At 66.7% G+C, this 16,464-nt stretch carries 15 protein-coding genes; 5 read left to right on the forward strand and 10 right to left on the reverse strand.

Annotated features, from left to right (window positions below):
* Positions 1–11 precede the first annotated feature (11 nt).
* The 8 genes from ACPEES_RS05015 to ACPEES_RS05050 all read right to left on the reverse strand — a co-directional run bounded on the left by ACPEES_RS05015 (position 12) and on the right by ACPEES_RS05050 (position 7,855).
* Positions 12–1,145 carry an ABC transporter ATP-binding protein gene (locus ACPEES_RS05015; RefSeq protein ID WP_435101676.1) on the reverse strand — a complete coding sequence of 378 codons (1,134 nt, stop codon included), beginning with the start codon at positions 1,143–1,145 and terminating at the stop codon, positions 12–14.
* A gap of 17 nt (positions 1,146–1,162) precedes the next feature.
* Positions 1,163–1,990, reverse strand: a complete 828-nt coding sequence (locus tag ACPEES_RS05020; RefSeq protein ID WP_435101678.1) for a carbohydrate ABC transporter permease — start codon at positions 1,988–1,990, stop codon at positions 1,163–1,165.
* Between the two features lie 4 nt (positions 1,991–1,994).
* Positions 1,995–2,936, reverse strand: coding sequence for a carbohydrate ABC transporter permease (locus ACPEES_RS05025; protein ID WP_435101680.1), 942 nt, complete (start codon positions 2,934–2,936; stop codon positions 1,995–1,997).
* Positions 2,929–4,251: an ABC transporter substrate-binding protein gene (locus ACPEES_RS05030; protein ID WP_435101682.1), complete on the reverse strand. Its 1,323-nt coding sequence runs from the start codon at positions 4,249–4,251 to the stop codon at positions 2,929–2,931. The genes ACPEES_RS05025 and ACPEES_RS05030 overlap by 8 nt, the downstream gene beginning before the upstream one ends.
* 132 nt (positions 4,252–4,383) lie before the next feature.
* A complete protein-coding gene (locus tag ACPEES_RS05035) occupies positions 4,384–5,157 on the reverse strand; it encodes an L-iditol 2-dehydrogenase (RefSeq protein ID WP_435101684.1) in 774 nt (257 codons plus the stop codon).
* A gap of 243 nt (positions 5,158–5,400) precedes the next feature.
* On the reverse strand, positions 5,401–5,853 hold the full coding sequence (locus tag ACPEES_RS05040; RefSeq protein ID WP_435101686.1) for a PaaI family thioesterase: 453 nt from the start codon (positions 5,851–5,853) through the stop codon (positions 5,401–5,403).
* On the reverse strand, positions 5,850–6,317 hold the full coding sequence (locus ACPEES_RS05045; RefSeq protein WP_435101688.1) for a PaaI family thioesterase: 468 nt from the start codon (positions 6,315–6,317) through the stop codon (positions 5,850–5,852). The genes ACPEES_RS05040 and ACPEES_RS05045 overlap by 4 nt, the downstream gene beginning before the upstream one ends.
* Positions 6,318–6,652: 335 nt before the next feature.
* A complete protein-coding gene (locus ACPEES_RS05050) occupies positions 6,653–7,855 on the reverse strand; it encodes an AGE family epimerase/isomerase (RefSeq protein WP_435101690.1) in 1,203 nt (400 codons plus the stop codon).
* A gap of 145 nt (positions 7,856–8,000) precedes the next feature.
* Between ACPEES_RS05050 and ACPEES_RS05055 the strand changes: the two genes are divergently transcribed.
* Positions 8,001–8,963 carry a carbohydrate kinase family protein gene (locus ACPEES_RS05055; protein ID WP_435101692.1) on the forward strand — a complete coding sequence of 321 codons (963 nt, stop codon included), beginning with the start codon at positions 8,001–8,003 and terminating at the stop codon, positions 8,961–8,963.
* Positions 8,964–9,148: 185 nt separating this feature from the next.
* On the opposite strand, the gene mgtE is transcribed toward ACPEES_RS05055, so the two are convergent.
* The gene (mgtE, locus tag ACPEES_RS05060) at positions 9,149–10,516 is read right to left on the reverse strand and encodes a magnesium transporter (RefSeq protein ID WP_435101694.1); all 1,368 of its coding nucleotides are present in this window, start codon (positions 10,514–10,516) and stop codon (positions 9,149–9,151) included.
* 93 nt (positions 10,517–10,609) lie between these two features.
* Between mgtE and ACPEES_RS05065 the strand changes: the two genes are divergently transcribed.
* Positions 10,610–11,302: a BON domain-containing protein gene (locus ACPEES_RS05065; protein WP_435101696.1), complete on the forward strand. Its 693-nt coding sequence runs from the start codon at positions 10,610–10,612 to the stop codon at positions 11,300–11,302.
* Positions 11,303–11,386: 84 nt separating this feature from the next.
* Here the strand turns inward: ACPEES_RS05065 and ACPEES_RS05070 are convergent, their stop codons facing one another.
* Positions 11,387–12,346 (reverse strand): glycine betaine ABC transporter substrate-binding protein, encoded by a 960-nt coding sequence (locus ACPEES_RS05070; protein WP_435101698.1) that lies wholly within the window; start codon positions 12,344–12,346, stop codon positions 11,387–11,389.
* 168 nt (positions 12,347–12,514) lie between these two features.
* Here ACPEES_RS05070 and betI point away from each other — a divergent pair, with 168 nt between their 5' ends.
* From betI to betA, 3 genes are all read left to right on the forward strand, one after another.
* Positions 12,515–13,126, forward strand: a complete 612-nt coding sequence (gene betI, locus ACPEES_RS05075) for a choline-binding transcriptional repressor BetI (RefSeq protein ID WP_435101700.1) — start codon at positions 12,515–12,517, stop codon at positions 13,124–13,126.
* Positions 13,110–14,573 carry a betaine-aldehyde dehydrogenase gene (gene betB, locus ACPEES_RS05080; RefSeq protein WP_435101702.1) on the forward strand — a complete coding sequence of 488 codons (1,464 nt, stop codon included), beginning with the start codon at positions 13,110–13,112 and terminating at the stop codon, positions 14,571–14,573. Before betI ends, betB begins: the two co-directional genes overlap by 17 nt.
* Positions 14,574–14,795: 222 nt before the next feature.
* Positions 14,796–16,451, forward strand: a complete 1,656-nt coding sequence (gene betA, locus ACPEES_RS05085; RefSeq protein WP_435101704.1) for a choline dehydrogenase — start codon at positions 14,796–14,798, stop codon at positions 16,449–16,451.
* Positions 16,452–16,464 lie beyond the last annotated feature (13 nt).

A 16,464-nucleotide genomic window follows, 5' to 3' on the forward strand; every position in this document is an offset into this window, starting at 1 on the left:
TGTCCGTGGCTTCAGTGGGTTCCCGCGGGTGCATCCGCAATCGGGTGACGGAACAGCGCCGGCAGGGCGCGGGCGTGCGCGTCGAAGAGGTGGCAGGTGCCGCCGTCGAGACCCACGCGCACGGACTCACCGACGCGGGTGGCGTCGTTGCCGCCCGCTTCCACGGTGACGGTATTACCGTCGGCAAGGCGCACGTAGAGATAGGTCACACCGCCGAGGCGTTCCACCACCTGGACCTCACCGACAAGCGCCGGAGTGCCGTTGGTCGCGCCTGTGCAGAGGTGCTCGGGGCGCACACCGAGCGTGACGCCTGTACCGTTGGTGACGTCACCCCCTGCCACCGGCACCATCAGCGAGCAGCCGTCGTTGCCCACGTCCACCCGCACGCCCGTCTCTTCGACAGCGGTCACTCGTGCTTCCAGGAAGTTCATGGTGGGCGAGCCGATGAAGCCGGCGACGAACCGGTTCACCGGGTGGTGGTAGAGCGCCAGCGGCGAACCGATCTGCTCCACCGCCCCATCACGCAGAACCACGATCTTGTCGGCGAGCGTCATGGCCTCGACCTGGTCGTGGGTCACGTAAACCATGGTGGCGTCCAGGGTCTGGCGCAAACGCGCGATCTCCAGGCGCATCTGCACCCGCAGCGCGGCATCCAGGTTGGACAGGGGCTCGTCGAAGAGAAAGGCCGTCGGGTCGCGCACGATGGCCCGGCCGATGGCCACGCGCTGACGCTGGCCGCCGGAGAGCGCGCGCGGCTTGCGGTCGAGATAGCTCTCGAGCTGCAGGGTGCGCGCGGCGGCGTTGACCTTCTCCTCGATGCGCGCCTTGGGCTCCTTGGCCATTTTCAGGCCGAAGGCGATATTGTTGCGTACGCTCATGTGCGGGTACAGCGCGTAGCTCTGGAACACCATCGCCAGGCCGCGCCGCGATGGCCGCACCGCCGTCACGTCGCGCCCGTCGATGAGAATGCTGCCGCTGGTCACCGACTCCAGGCCGGCGACCAGGCGTAGCAGGGTCGATTTGCCGGATCCGGACGGACCCACGAAGACCACGAACTCGCGCTCGTCGATACTGAGATCCACATCGCGGATCACGTCGAAATTGCCGAAGGTCTTGTTGACCCCCGAGAGCTGGATGTTGCCCATGTTCGTCTCCTCCCGATCTATTTCACGGCGCCGAAGGTGAGTCCGCGCACCAGCTGCTTCTGGCTGAACCAGCCGAGCACCAGGATCGGCGCGATGGCCAGCGTCGAGGCGGCCGAGAGCTTCGCCCAGAACAGTCCCTCCGGACTGGAATACGAGGCGATGAACGCCGTCAGCGGCGCCGCGTCCGAGGAGGTGAGATTCAGGCTCCAGAACGACTCGTTCCACGCCAGGATCACCGACAGCAGCAGCGTCGAGGCGATGCCACCGAGGGATATCGGCAGCAGGATGTGGATGAGCTCCTGCCACAGCCCCGCCCCTTCCATGCGCGCGGACTCGAGGATCTCGCCCGGAATCTCGCGGAAGTACGTGTAGAGCATCCACACGATGATCGGGAGATTCATGAGCATGATCACCATGGTCAGGCCGAAGCGCGAATCCAGCAGCCCCCAGTCCCGGAACACCAGGTAGATCGGCACCAGCACGCCCACCGGCGGCAGCATCTTGGTGGAGAGCATCCACAGCAGCGTGCCTTTGGTACGGCGGCTGGGCATGAATGCCATCGCCCAGGCCGCGGGCACCGCGACCATCAGGCCGAGCGCGGTGGAGCCGAACGCGACGATCACCGAGTTCAGGGCGAACTTCAGGTAGTCGCTGCGCTCGTTCACCGTGAGGTAGTTCTCGAGGGTCGGCTCCAGCGGCAGGAAGGTCGGCGGCGTGCTCACCGCGGCGCCTTCCGTCTTGAAGCTGGTGATGAGCATCCAGTAGATCGGGAAGAACATCACCAGCGCCACCGCCCAGGCGGCGAGCCCGAGGCCGACGCGTTTCCACTTCAGGGTGTCGTTCATGGCCTCAACTCTCCAGGTTCCTGCCAATCAGCCGCACCAGGAAGATCGCGACGATGTTGGCGAGAATCACCGCCACCACGCCGCCCGCCGAAGCGCCGCCGACATCGAACTCCAGCAGCGCACGCGAGTAGACGAGAAACGCGATGTTGGTGGTCTGCAGGCCGGGGCCGCCGGTGGTGGTCACGAAAATCTCGGCGAAGACGACCAGCAGGAAGATCGTCTGGATGAGAATCACCACCGTGATCGCGCGGGCGAGGTGCGGCAGCACGATGTAGAAGAAGTACGGCAGCGGCCCGGCACCATCCATCTCCGCGGCCTCGCGCTGCTCCTCATCGAGCGACTGCAACGCCGTGAGCAGGATCAGCACGGCGAACGGCAGCCAACGCCAGGCGACCACCAGGATCACCGACAGCAACGGCCAGTCGCTGAACCAGACCACGGGCTCCAGACCGACGCTGGTCAGCGCCCAGCTGAAAAACCCGGAAGTCGGATCCATCAGGAGGTTCTTCCAGATCAGCGCGCTCACCGTGGGCATTACGAAGAACGGCGAGATCGCGAGAATGCGCGCCACGCCCTGCCCGAAAAACGGCTGGTTGAGCAGCAGCGCGATGCCGATTCCGCCGATCACGGTGATCGCGAGCACGGAGCCCACCAGGACCAGCGTGTTGGCGAGCGCCGTGAAAAACGCCGGATCCTGGAGAAAATAGGCATAGTTCTCCAGGCCGATGAACGCCCTGCTTCCCGGCTGCAGCAGCAGGTAGCGCTGCAGCGAGAAGTAAATGGTCATGCCCAGCGGCACCGCCATCCACAGGAACAGGAGCACCACCGAGGGCGAGACCGCCGCCAGACCGACCAGACGCTCCCTCGACATGGACGGCCGCCGCAGGCGAGGGGTCGAGAGCACCGGCGCGCGCATTCCGCGCGCCGGCGTGGCCTGCTCACTCATTGCCGTAACCCGCACGCGCCATGGTCCGCTCGGTGGACCGCTGCGCGCTCTCCAGCGCCTGGCTTACACTCACCTTGCCGGTGAGCGCCGAGGCGATCTGTTGGCCGACGACGGTGCCGATACCCTGGAACTCGGGAATGGCAACGAACTGCACGCCGATGTAGGGCGTCTCGCGCAGCGTGCTGTCGGCCGGGTCCGCGCTCTCGATGGCCGTTAGCACCTGGTCGGCGAAGGGTGCGGCCTCCTGGTATTTTGGGTTGTCATAGAGGGATTTGCGGGTTCCCGGCGGCGCCGCGCGCCAGCCTTCGCGCTCGGCGACGAGGCGCGTGTACGCCTTGGACGTCGCCCAGCCGATGAACGTCTCGGCGGCGTCGACCTTTTCGCTGCTCGCCGGAATCGCCAGCGACCACGCCCACAGCCAGTGCGAACCTTTGCCCGTGACCGCATGCGGCGCCTGGGCGAAGCCCACGCTGTCGGCCACCTCGCTCTCGTCGGGGTCGGTCACGAAGCCCGAAGCGACGGTGGCGTCCACCCACATGGCGCACTTGCCGGAATTGAACAGTGCCAGGTTCTCGTTGAAGCCATTGCTGGACGCACCGGGCGGCCCGTAGTTGCCGAGCAGATCCACGTAGAAGTCGATGGCGTGCTGCCACGCGGGACTGTCGAGCTGCGCCTGCCACTGCCCGTCGAACCAGCGCCCGCCAAAGGCGTTGATCATGGTGCTCACCAGCGCCATGTTCTCGCCCCAGCCCGCCTTGCCGCGCAGACAGATGCCGAACTGGCCCTCATCGGGGGCGTGAAGCTGCTTCGCGAATCCGTAGAGATCGCCCCAGGTGGGGTTGTCCGGCATCTCCAGCCCCGCCTCCTCGAAGAGGTCGCGGCGGTACATGGTCATGCTGCTCTCGCCGTAGAACGGCGCCGCGTACAGCTCGCCCTCGTGGGAGAGACCGGCCCGGATGGGCGCCAGCAGGTCGTCCACGTCGTAGGAATCGGGGAAGCTCAGGGCGTTCAGCCAGCCCTGCTTGGCCCAGATCGGCACCTCGTAGGTCCCGATGGTCATGACGTCGAACTGACCGCCCCCGGTGGCGATATCCGTGGTCACCCGCTGACGCAGCACGTTCTCTTCGAGGACCACCCATTCCAGGTCGATGTCCGGATGGTTCTCCTCGAAGACCTCCGAGAGTTTCTGCATCCGGATCATGTCGCCGTTGTTCACGGTGGCGATCGTAATCTCCACCGCGACGGCGTTCGCCGCGGCCCCGAAACCGAGGGCCGCGACGACGGCCGTGCTGAGCACACGATTACGCGTTCTCATCGCTCTCCTCCTCTGCTCATATGTTCACCGCGGCAGCCGCCACGGCGATCCGAGCCTTTACCTGAAGCACGGGCAAATGCCCAATCAATTCGAGCATTTGACCACTGAGCGGGCATTTTGACAACCCTTCGTTCAGTTCAGGCAATTTCCGCCGTCCACGTTGAGCGTCTGCCCGACCACGTAATCCGACTCGGCGGAGGCCAGAAAGACCGCGGCACCGGCGTGGTCATCCGGCACACCCATCCGGCCGAAGGGCACGGCCTCCCCCACCAGGCGCTTCTTCTCGCCGGGCTCGCGGTGTTCGTACCTGGCAAACAGCGCATCAACCTCGTCCCACATCGGGGTATCGACAACGCCGGGGGAGATCGCGTTGACGTTGATGCCGCGGCGCGCGAACGCCAGCCCCGCCGACTGCGTCAGGCTGATGACCGCCGCCTTGGAGGCACAGTAGACCGACACCAGCGCCTCGCCCCGACGCCCGGCCTGGCTCGCCATGTTGACGATCTTGCCGCGCCCGTCCTCACCGGGCATGTAGCGGGCGACGGCCTGCATCATGAACAACGCACCTTCCACATTGACGTCGAAGATCCGCCGGAAACTCTCCCGCGTGACGTCCTCGATGGGTGCCAGATCGAACACCGCGGCGTTATTGACGAGTATGTCCAGCCGCCCGAACTCCTCGTGCACGCCGGCCACGCCGCGCTCCACCGCCGCCTGGTCGGTGACGTCGAGATACAGCGCACGCCCGCGCTCCCCGAGGACGTCGTCCACCGCCGCCTGCAGCGCCTCGCGATCGACGTCGGCCACCACCACCCAGGCGCCTTCGTCCACGTACCGCCGCGCGATCGCGAGCCCGATGCCCCGCGCCCCGCCGGTTACCAGCGCCACCTTCCCAGCAAGCCTCACAACGCACCTCCTCCTCATCGAGCGCCTCTGCATGAGGCGCCATATTTGACCAATAACCGGGCAAATGCCCAAACAAGATTCAAACACCATACGCGGCCGACCGCAACCCGACACGAGCGGGCCTTCACGGCCACCGGTCATGGCAGGACGGCGGCGCCATGCCGGCGTAACGACGCCGGCATGCCAAGGGAGGATTCGTGAAAGGAAGGGAGCGGCGATTGCCCGCTCGTCAACGCGCGGACTTCAACCGGCGGGATCGGCCAGCAGGAAATGGCAGCGGGCGGTGGCGACGTCACGTTGCCCATCGTCGCCCTCCTGCCAGGCAGCGACGCCCACGTTCGCCACCCGCCGACCCTGGCGGCGGACATCGCAGGCCGCCCACAGCACGTCGGGATGCCCGGGACGCAGGTAATCGATGGAAAAGTCCACGACCTTGGGCACCCGCGTCGCCTCCTGGGTCCAGAGCAGGTGCAGGATCGCGGCATTCTCCATGAACGCGCCGATAACACCGCCGTGGAGCGCCGGCAGATACGGGTTGCCCACGTTGCCTTCATGGAAATCGAGGCGGAAGGTAAGCGCCTCGTCGGTGGCGGTGAAGCTCACCCCCAGTAGGCGGGCGTAGGGGATGAGCGCGACCAGCGCCTCCGGATCCTCGGCCTGCCGAGCGGCCTGCATGCGGCGAAGGAGATCGTTCATGCCACCCCCTCCACCATGCTCGGCGTGCCTTCGGCGGAACGCATGAACGTACTCATGCTAGTGGCGACCGGGTCGTCGATATCATCCTGATAGACGGTGCAGCGAACGAAAGCGATCTGCTCGGTGAGCTTGTAGCACTCGGCGTGGGCGTAGACGGGCTCGCCGGGTGTCGCCGGCCGCATGTAGTCGATGCGCAAGTCGAGCGTTGCCACCGCCCGGGAATCGGCCAGGGCGGCCATCACCGCACCGCCGCTGGTCTGATCCACGAGCGTAGTGATTACTCCGCCGTGTATGACGCCGGTGACCGGATTGCCGACCATCTCCGACTTGTATGGCAAGCGCGCGGTCAACGTGCGCTCGCCCACGGCGATGGGCTCCATCCCCAGCACCCTGCTGTGGGGGATGGTATCGAAGAACTGCCGGGCAAAGCGCAAGCGCATCTCGGCGGTGCGGTCGTCTGTCATTTGGCAACATCCTCGTAGTAGCACGTTGGCGGACCGCTGCGCGTCCACTCTAAAGGTGGGGCTTCGCCGCCTTCACGTCCATGCCGGCATCCGATGCGCTGCCGCGCACGTGTGCCGGCCTACGGCTACGGCGCTCAGCAGCCGCCGTAGGCCCGCTCCAGGCGAGCGCAGCGAGCTCGAAGCGGGCATGAGCGATCACGGCCGAAGGCCGTTCCCCAGTTCCAAGTTCAACGTTGCAAGTGCCAGGTCGCGAGTGGCAACGGCACCGCGGGCGCCGGCTCGCCACTTTCAACTTGTCACTTGCAACTTTCCACTAAACGTGCGGCTTCGCCGCCTCACGCGGAAATACGGTCGAGCACCCCCATCACCTCGTAGCACGCCCCCATGGTGTGGTAGTCGGTCTTGCCCGCCGGGCTTTTCTTGTCATCGTAGCGGCGGTTGGCCGCGTCGAGGATGCGGTACCAGCCACCGTGATCGTGATCGATGAAATGCGCCCACGCGTAGGCCCACAAACGCTCGTAGTCCCGCCAGTACGTGGTATCGCCGGTCAACTCGGCGAGCCGCGCGGCCGCGGCGAGGCTCTCGGCCTGTACCCAGAAGTACTTGTCGCCGTCGCAGACCCGATACTGCGGGTCGAAGCCATAGACCAATCCACCGTGCTCAGCGTCCCAGCCATGGCGCATGCCGGCGGCGAACAGCGCCTCGGCGCGTTCCAGCATCCAGGCCTCAGGGGCGTACCGGTACAGGCTCGCCAGCAGCTTCGCCCACTCGGTCTGGTGGCCGGTCTGAAAACCCCAGGGACGGAACAGGTGGCTCGGATCGTCGCGGTTGTAGTCCCAGTCGATCCGCCAGTTCCGGTCGTAGTGCTCCCAAATCAAGCCATCGCCGTGACCGGCGAGGTCCACGCTCACCCGCCGCGCCAGCGTCACCGCCCGGTCGAGATAACGCGCTTCGCCGGTGGCCTGCCAGGCGGCGATCATGGCCTCACAGGCGTGCATGTTCGCGTTCTGGCCGCGATAACCGCTCGCCTCGCCGAGGTCGGCGGAACGCTCGTCCAGGTACAGCCCGGCCTGCGGCTCCCAGTACCAGCGCTCCAGCAGCGCCCAGGTCTCCTCCAGCCACGGCCGAGCCTCGTCGAGGCCCGCTGAAACGGCGGTGGCGTAGGCGAGCACCACGAAGGCGAGGCCATAACAATGATTGGTGCCGTCGAGCACCGCATCGCCGCCACCCAGCACCCACGCGTAGCCGCCGGTTTCCGGGTTTCGGTGTGCCTCGCGCAGAAATCGCAGACCATGCCGGGCAGCCTCGCGATAGGCCGGCTCGCCGAAGTGCCGCCAGGCCATCGCGTAGTTGAAGACAAAGCGCGTGCTGCTCACCAGGTGCCGCGTATCGGCATCGTAGATGCTGCCGTCGTCGCGGAAGTGCTGGTAGAAACCGCCACGCCCGTGGTCCAGGCAACGCGGATGGTAGAAGGCCATGGTCTGCGCGACATGCCCGCGCAGAAAATCCTTGCTGTACCAGTCGGGGAATGCATTCATGCGCCGATTGCTCCAGATTGCGAAGCGCGCCCTGTCGGACGCCGTTAGTGTCCTGTGTCAGGGTGCCGGGAGCGGCGCGGCGAGTCTCGTGAGTGTTGGAAGCGTAGCGCCCCGGCCACGGTACATACAAACGGGAGGAGAGAGCATGCGACGAGTCTGGGCGTTCGGCGAAGCGCTGATCGACATGATGCCCCAGTACGCGGGAGCCCCCGGCGTCTCGGCGGTCGACGCATTCCGCCCCTGCCCGGGCGGTGCACCGGCGAACATCGCCGTGGCCGTCGCGCGTCTCGGTGGTGATGCCGCCTTCCTCGGCCGCGTGGGCGCCGATTTCTTCGGCGACCTCATCGAGGACGCGCTCGCCGGATACGGCGTCGACACGGCTCACCTGCTGCGGTCACAGCACGCGCCCACCACCCTCGCCTTCGTCGCCCACGATGCCTCCGGCGAACGGCGCTTCTCGTTCTACCGCCATGGCGCGGCGGATCTGGAGTTCGTCGCGAACGATTTCCCGTCGGCATGTTTCGAGACGCCCGGTATATTCCATGTGTGCTCGAACACACTCACCGACGAGGCGATTCGCGCCACCACGCTTGCCGGACTGGCGCAAGCACGTGCGGCCGGCCATATCGTCAGCGTGGACATCAACTACCGCGAACCACTATGGCCGCGGCCGTCAGAGGCACCCGCAGCCATCGCCGAAGCACTCGGCCACGCGGACGTGGTGAAAGCAAGCACCGAGGAGCTCGACGCGCTCTATGGCGATGCCGATGGTACCGAGCTCATCGAGCGCCTGTTCGCGAGCGGCACGTCACTCGTGCTGGTCACCGACGGCGGCGGCCCCGTGCGGATACACACGGCGGGCGGCACCATGACGGTAACGCCGCCGGCCATCACGGCCGTGGACACCACTGCCGCCGGCGACGCCTTCGTGGGCGCGTTTCTCCAGGCACTGGCGAACGCCGACGTGACCCGTGCGAGCCTCCCGGACTGGACAGCGGCGTCCGGTAACGTCACCACTGCGGTGGAACGCGCCACCCAGGCCGGCGCCCTCACCGCCTCCCGCTACGGCGCCTATGACGCCCTGCCCCGCGCGGAGGAGCTGACGTAACCGCCTCTTCCCGTGTTATCGAACTCAACGCGCGCACGATGCGTGCAAGGCAGTCACCAAGAACCAACGATGGCGGGTGCTCGATGCGATACGGGCGGTCACTACGTGCCTGTGTCCGTGCCAGCGCCTCGCCATCGATATCCCGCATTGCACGTTGCGTGTTTCCGCCGGAACACGGCAACGCCCTAGACCAGCACCCAGGTGGCGAAGCCGAGGAAGCTCGCGAATCCGATGATGTCGGTGAGCGCGGTGAGCAGCATGCCGCCGGCGAGTGCCGGGTCGATGCCCACGCGCTCGAGCAGTAATGGCACGAGCGTACCGGAAAAGGCGGCGTTGGCGAGATTGACGATCACCGCCGAGCCGAAGACCACCCCGAGAACGGGGTCGTGAAACCAGGCGAACGCGGCACCGCCGAGCACCGCCGCGAGGCAGACGCCGAGTACCGCGGCAACGCCGAGCTCGTGGGCGAGCAGGCGGGCACCGTTGGCGCGGCTGACCTGATCCAGCGCGATCCCCCGTGTCACGAGCGTGAGCGTCTGGATACCCGCCACACCTCCCATACTGGCAACGACGGGCATGAGAATGGCCAGCGCCACACGCTGCTCGATGGTCGCCCCGAACAGCCCGATCACCCATGACGCAAGCAGCGCGTTGACCAGGTTCGCCGCCAGCCAGATACCGCGTCGCCCGGCGGTCGCGAACACGGGGGCAAACATATCCTCGCTCTGCGCGAGTCCGGCGGCCTGCATCAGTGTTTGCTCGCCTTCCCGGCGGATGACATCGACCACGTCATCCACGGTGATACGGCCGATGAGCGCGCCATCGTCGTCCACAACGGGGGCGGAGGTGAGGTCGCGATCCTCGAACAGGCGGGCCACCCGGTTCGCCGAGAGCGCCGCGTCGATGGGCTCGAAATCCCGGTTCATGACATCGCCGACGAACGCCGCCTGGTCGCCGGCGACGAGATCCGCCAGCGGCAGCATGCCGATGAACTGGTTGTGGCGGTCCACCACGAACAACGCGGTGATGTGCTCGGGCAGCGCCCCATCCTTCTTGCGAACCCGGCGCAGGTATCGTTGCGCGGTTTCGAGGGTAATGTCGCCACGCACGGCGATGGCGTCGGCGTCCATCAAGCCGCCGGCGGTGTCCTGCGGATAGGAGAGCACCCGGCGCAAGCGCTCGCGGCGCTGGAGGTCCATGGTACGCAGCAGCGCGCGCACTACCTTGTGCGGCAGCTTGTCGTAGAGGTCGGCGACCTCGTCGAGCTCCAGGTCGGCCACACCCCGGGCGAGCACGGAGGGCTTCGTCGCCGAGATGAGTCGGTCGCGCACTTCGCGACGCACCTGGATCAACGCCTCACCACGGGCGGTGGGATCGGGCAGCGCATGCCAGAGCTGCAGGCGCTGCTCGTTGGGCAATGCCTCGAGGATGTCGGCGAGCGCGGCGGGGTGGCGTTCCGCGGCAACCGCGACGGCGTCATCCACCCGGCCCTCATCCAGGGCGTCGGAGATGATTCCCGTCCAGCTCTCGAGCTCCGCAGCGGCCTGATTCATCGCCTATGTGCCCTCCCGACCAATGCATTTGACCCATACGCCGCCGGCGCCAACGATACTGAGTATACGAACCCCCATGCTGCGGAGGCCGCCATGGAAGAACGCGAGCTCGTCGGCCGCATACGCGCCGCGCTCGAACACGACCGTGCCATCAACGTGCACGCCTACCCCATCGATATCCGTGCCGGAGAAAGCATTACTCTCGCCGGCACGGTCGCCGATATCGTCGCAAAGCGCCGCGCGGCCCAGATCGCCCGCCAGGTGGCCAGCAGCATACGGATTCGTGATGAACTGCGCATTGACGTCGCCCGCCACCGCCCGGACACGGAGCTCGCCGACGCGGTGATCCGGCGGTTGCACGGCGAGCTCGCGTTCCTGGAGATCCCCGTGGGCGGCGCACCGCCCGCCAACGGCCCCGCAATCGCCGTCACCGCCGGCGACGACGTGGCCACTCTGGCCGGCACGGTGCCGAGCATCGCCCACCGCCGCCTCGCCGAGGTGCTCGCGTGGTGGACGCCGGGCGTGGGGGATGTGGACAACCGCCTGCACGTCTACCCGCCCGAGGAGGACAGCGACGAGGAGCTCACTGACGTGCTGCGCCAGGTCATGGAGATGGATCCTTCCATCGACGCCGCACGCATCGGGATCACGGTGCGCGACCGCGGGGTGACGCTCACCGGCGTGGTCCACGACGACGTCCACCGTCGAATCGCCGTGCGCAACTGCTGGTACGTACCGGGTGTGCACGGCGTCGGGAATCGCCTGAGCGTCGTCGCCGGGAGCTGACCTGATGGTGAGTCGGAAAGATCGGAAAGAAACGGGCCGGCATCATGCCGGCCCGTGGACTCATCGGCGCACCGGATGGCGCGGTTACTTCACACCCATGGCCTTCTTGGCCACCGGCAGCGCGTCCTGACTGCCGTCAGCGGTCTTCACACCATCGAGCCATTCGGCGAGCTTCTCCGGACGCTGCTGGACGAATTGCTTCGCCGCCGGGCTGTAATCCATGCCCTCATTGAGCACGTAGTCGCCCATGAGGCTCTGGTCGTCCACGCTCACGCTGAACTGCTCGAGCAGCCGGCCCACGTTCGGGCACTGCTCGGTGTAGCCGGTGGAGGCGATGGTGTGCACCGTGGCGCCGCCCTGGTCGGGGCCGAAGAAATCCTCGCCCCCCTCCAGGAACTTCATGTCGATGTTGCGCGTCATCGGGTGCGGCGCCCAGCCCAGGTAGACCACCCAGTCCTCGTTGCGCATGGAGCGCTTGACCTGGGTGAGCATGCCCGCCTCGGAAGAGGCCATCAGCTCCCAGTCGCCGAGGCCGTAGGCATCCTTGTCGATCATGTCCTGAATGATCAGGTTGCCGTCGTTACCGGCCTCGATGCCGAGGATGCGGCCGTCGAACTTCGCCTTGTGCTCGTCGAGGTCGGAGAAATGCTCAACGCCCTCATTGTAGACGTGTTCCGGCACGGCCAGGGTGTACTTCGCACCTTCGAGGTTGGCGCGGACCTTCTCGACCTTGCCGTCCTCGAGGAAGGGCTGAATCATGCTCTGCTGCGTGGGCAGCCACAGCCCGAGGAAGAAATCACGCTCGCCGCTGCCGACGGCCTGGAAGGCAATGGGTACCGAGGCAGTGGTCAGCGTGACCTCGTAGCCGAGCGACTCCAGCAAATCCTGCATCAGGTGGGATTTCACCGACACGCCGGTCCAGTTGACGCTGGCGATGCCGACGCTCTGACACTCCTGAGGCTCGGCGGCCTGGGCGCCACCGAGACCGGCGGTCACGCAGAACGAGGCCGCGGCCGCCGTGGCCAGGATAGTGCGCTTACTCATGGAACCCCCTTGGCAGTTGTGGTTCATGATTCACAGGCAACAGCGATGTGACGCCGCTGCAACGATTGCCCGATTGATGTTAATTGAATGATCAAACAATTTCAAATATCCTACATGAGACGCTGGAGCCAGCGAGTGCTCCAAGCATAGTCCAGCAGGAGGTGTGCGATGCCCAAAGTCGGCATGGAGCCGATCCGGCAACAGCAATACATCGAGGCGACGCTCGAGACCATCCATGACGAGGGCCTGCACGCGACTACACTAAGCAAGGTAGCCCGTCGTGCCGGCACGTCCACCGGGCTGGTCGCGCATTACTTTCGTGACAAGTCCGGTCTGCTCGAGGCCACCTTCCGGCATCTCGCCCGTGAGCTCGGCCGCGAGTACCGGCGTCAGCTCGTGCGCGCGCAAACGCCACTGGAACGCGCGCTGGCACTGATCGAGGCAAACTTTGCGGAAAGCCAGGCACGGCCGGCGATCGTCAGCGGCTGGCTGTCGTTCTGGTCGCAGGTCAACCACCGGCCGGAGCTTGCGCGGGTTCAGCGCGTGGTGGCCTCGCGCCTGCGCAGCAATCTGCTCCACGACCTCCGCCACCTGCTGCCGCTGGAGGACGCCGTCCACGTTGCCACGGGCCTGCCGGTGCTCATCGACGGCCTGTGGCTGCGCGCCACGCTCACCACCGGCGGCGTGAGCTTCCCGGAGGCCCGGGAGCTCGCCCGCGACTACCTCATGACCCAGCTTGCCGTCCGAGAGAAGGAGGCGCCCCATGACCGAACAGCCTGACCGCCAGCTCTGGATTGGCGGCGAGTACGTCGCCGCCACCACCGGCGAAACCTTCGAGACCCACAACCCGGCCACCGGCGCGCCCATCTGCCGCATCGACGTCGCCGGCCGCGAGGACGTGGACCGTGCCGTGGTCAGCGCGCGGGCCGGCCAGCGCGAGTGGGCCGCCATGAGCGGTGTGGCCCGCGGCCGCGTGCTCCAGCGCGCCGCGGAGCTGCTACGCACCCACCGCGACGAGCTCGCCCGGCTGGAATCCCTCGACGGCGGCAAGCCCATCGCCGAAACCCCCGAGGCGGACGTGGACTCCGGCGCCGACTGCCTGGAGTACTTCGCCGGTCAGGCGGGCTCGCTCACCGGCGACTACCAGAGCGTCGACGGCGGCTTCTACTACACCCGCCCCGAGCCGTTGGGTGTGTGTGCCGGCATCGGCGCCTGGAACTACCCGCTGCAGATCGCCTGCTGGAAGAGTGCCCCGGCACTCGCCGCCGGCAACGCCATGATCTTCAAGCCCGCTGAGCTCACGCCGCTGTCGGCGACACGGCTCGCCGAGCTGTTCAAGGAAGCGGGCCTGCCCGACGGCGTGTTCAACGTGGTCCAGGGCTTCGCCGAGACGGGCCAGGCGCTCACCGGCCATCCGGGTATCGCCAAGGTCTCGCTTACCGGCGAAGTGGGTACCGGCAAAGCGGTGATGCGCGATGCCGCGAGCACGCTCAAGGCCGTGACCATGGAGCTCGGGGGCAAATCGCCGCTCATCGTCTGCGACGACGCCGACCTGGACAACGCCGTCTCCGGCGCGCTGCTGGGCAACTTCTACACCCAGGGCGAAATCTGCACCAACGGCACCCGCGTGTTCGTGCACGAGGCGGTGATGCACCGTTTCCTGGAGAAGCTGCAGAAGCGCACCGAGCACCTGCGCGTCGGTGATCCGCTGGACCCCGACACCCATGTGGGCGCGCTCATCTCCGAGGGCCACATGCAGCACGTGCTCGACTACATCGAGAAAGGCCAGGCCGAGGGCGCGAAGCTCCTCACCGGTGGCGAGCAGGTGACGGTCCCGGGCTGCGAGGGCGGCTATTTCGTGGCGCCCACCATCTTCGCGGACTGTGACGACGACATGACCATCGTGCGCGAGGAGATCTTCGGCCCGGTGATGTCGGTGCTGCCCTTCCGCGACGAGGACGAGGTACTCGAACGCGCCAACGCCACGGACTTCGGCCTGGCGGCAGGCGTATTCACCCGCGACCTCACCCGCGGCCACCGCATGGCCGCCGCCCTGGAAGCCGGCGTGGTATGGGTCAACCATTACAACCTGACGCCGATCGAGATGCCCTTCGGCGGGGTCAAGCAGTCAGGCCTCGGCCGCGAGAACAGCCGCCACGCGCTGGAGCACTATACGCGGATCAAGAGCGTTTTCGTGGCGATGGAGGACGTGGAGGCGCCTTACTGAACAGTGGCGGGTCGCGGGTTTCGAGTCCGGGTTTCGCGCGGGCCACGTCGTGCCGGTGCCCGGATTCCGACGCACGAAACCCGCCTTCTCAACCCGATGCTCGACACGCGCAACCCGCAACAGCTACGCGGAAACAGAGGTCATCAAACCTCGGCGGCTGACACGTTCAACTTGCAACTTTCAACTTGAAACTCGAGCCCCCGGCTCGGAACGGTTAAACGTATGGCCAGCGATCGATTCGACTACATCATCATCGGCTCCGGCTCGGCAGGCGCCACTCTCGCCCACCGTCTCACCGAGGACGCGGACACCTCGGTGCTGCTGCTGGAGGCCGGGCCCATGGACCGGAGCCTGTTCATCCACATGCCCTCGGCATTCGCGCACCCGCTCGCCAACGACAAGTACAACTGGTACTACCACACCGAGCCCGACCCCTACATGGACGACCGCCGCATGTACTGCCCCCGTGGCCGCGTGCTCGGTGGCTCGTCGTCCATCAACGGCATGGCCTACGTGCGCGGCAACGCCGGCGACTATCAGGACTGGGCGGCGGACTTCGACCTGCCCGACTGGGATTACGGACATGTCCTCCCTTACTTCAAGAAGGCCGAGGACTTCGATCAGGGCGCCAACGACTATCACGGCGCCGGCGGCCCCCTGCACGTCACCACGGGGCCCATGAGGAACCCGCTCTACGGGGCGTTCGTCGAGGCCGGCGTCGCTGCCGGCTATCCCCGCACCGACGACATGAACGGCTACCAGCAGGAAGGCTTCGGCCCGATGTTCATGACCACCAAGGACGGTCGCCGGTGGTCCACGGCCAACGCCTACCTGCGTCCGGTGATGCAGCGCGACAACCTCACCGTCTGGGTACGCGCCTTCACCGAGCGGCTGGTGATCGAGGGCAACCGGGCCACCGGCGCGGAAGTGGTGATCAACGGCGAGCGCCGCACCGTCACCGCCGAACGCGAGGTGCTCGTCTGCGGCGGCGCGATCAACTCGCCGCAACTGCTCATGCTCTCCGGCATCGGCCCGGCGGATCACCTGCGTGAGCACGGCATCGACGTGGTCGCCGACCTGCCCGGCGTGGGCCAGAATCTCCAGGACCACCTGGAGGTCTACGTACAGTACGCCTGCAAGAAGCCCATCACCCTCTACAGCGCGCTCAAACCCTGGAACCAGGCGCGCATCGGGCTGGAGTGGATTTTTCTCAAGAAGGGCCTGGGCGCCACCAACCACTTCGAATCCGGCGGATTCATCCGCAGCGAGCCAGGCGTGAAGTTCCCCAACCTCCAGTATCACTTCCTGCCCATGGCGATCAGCTACGACGGCAGCGCCACCGCCGAGACCCATGGATTCCAGGCACACGTGGGGCCCATGCGGCCGGACAGCCGCGGCGAAGTAACACTGAAGAGCGCCGACCCGCGCGAGGCGCCTCGCATCGTGTTCAACTATATGGCCACCGAGCGCGATCGTCGCGAGATGCGCGACGCTATCAAGCTCACCCGGGAAATCATGGAGCAGGGGCCGCTGGACGAGTTCCGCGGCGCGGAGCTCGGCCCGGGGCCGGACGTGCGCAGCGACGAGGCCATCGATGCCTGGGTCCGCCACAACGGCGAGAGCGCCTATCATCCCTCGTGCACCTGCCGCATGGGCCACGACGCGATGGCGGTGGTCGACGGTGCGGCCAGGGTTCACGGCATCGACAATCTGCGCGTGGTGGACGCCTCGATCATGCCGCGGATCACCAGTGGCAACCTCAACGCCCCGACCATCATGATGGCGGAGAAGCTCGCCGACACCATTCGGGGCCGGGAGCCGCTGGTGGACGAGCAGCCCTGGTTCGAACCGCAGGACTGGCAGAACCGGCAGCGCTGACCCTCTGCTATCC

Source organism: Arhodomonas sp. AD133, assembly GCF_051195215.1.
Taxonomy (GTDB): domain Bacteria; phylum Pseudomonadota; class Gammaproteobacteria; order Nitrococcales; family Nitrococcaceae; genus Arhodomonas.

What these genes read in the sequence shown, in the direction of transcription:
- ACPEES_RS05020 (WP_435101678.1), bottom strand. Translation starts at nt 1,990, where the DNA reads ATGAACGACACCCTGAAGTGGAAACGCGTCGGCCTCGGGCTCGCCGCC.
- ACPEES_RS05040 (WP_435101686.1), bottom strand. Translation starts at nt 5,853, where the DNA reads ATGAACGATCTCCTTCGCCGCATGCAGGCCGCTCGGCAGGCCGAGGAT.
- betI (WP_435101700.1), top strand. Translation starts at nt 12,515, where the DNA reads ATGCCCAAAGTCGGCATGGAGCCGATCCGGCAACAGCAATACATCGAG.
- ACPEES_RS05065 (WP_435101696.1), top strand. Translation starts at nt 10,610, where the DNA reads ATGGAAGAACGCGAGCTCGTCGGCCGCATACGCGCCGCGCTCGAACAC.
- ACPEES_RS05050 (WP_435101690.1), bottom strand. Translation starts at nt 7,855, where the DNA reads ATGAATGCATTCCCCGACTGGTACAGCAAGGATTTTCTGCGCGGGCAT.
- ACPEES_RS05015 (WP_435101676.1), bottom strand. Translation starts at nt 1,145, where the DNA reads ATGGGCAACATCCAGCTCTCGGGGGTCAACAAGACCTTCGGCAATTTC.
- ACPEES_RS05055 (WP_435101692.1), top strand. Translation starts at nt 8,001, where the DNA reads ATGCGACGAGTCTGGGCGTTCGGCGAAGCGCTGATCGACATGATGCCC.
- ACPEES_RS05045 (WP_435101688.1), bottom strand. Translation starts at nt 6,317, where the DNA reads ATGACAGACGACCGCACCGCCGAGATGCGCTTGCGCTTTGCCCGGCAG.
- betB (WP_435101702.1), top strand. Translation starts at nt 13,110, where the DNA reads ATGACCGAACAGCCTGACCGCCAGCTCTGGATTGGCGGCGAGTACGTC.
- betA (WP_435101704.1), top strand. Translation starts at nt 14,796, where the DNA reads ATGGCCAGCGATCGATTCGACTACATCATCATCGGCTCCGGCTCGGCA.
- ACPEES_RS05025 (WP_435101680.1), bottom strand. Translation starts at nt 2,936, where the DNA reads ATGAGTGAGCAGGCCACGCCGGCGCGCGGAATGCGCGCGCCGGTGCTC.
- mgtE (WP_435101694.1), bottom strand. Translation starts at nt 10,516, where the DNA reads ATGAATCAGGCCGCTGCGGAGCTCGAGAGCTGGACGGGAATCATCTCC.
- ACPEES_RS05030 (WP_435101682.1), bottom strand. Translation starts at nt 4,251, where the DNA reads ATGAGAACGCGTAATCGTGTGCTCAGCACGGCCGTCGTCGCGGCCCTC.
- ACPEES_RS05070 (WP_435101698.1), bottom strand. Translation starts at nt 12,346, where the DNA reads ATGAGTAAGCGCACTATCCTGGCCACGGCGGCCGCGGCCTCGTTCTGC.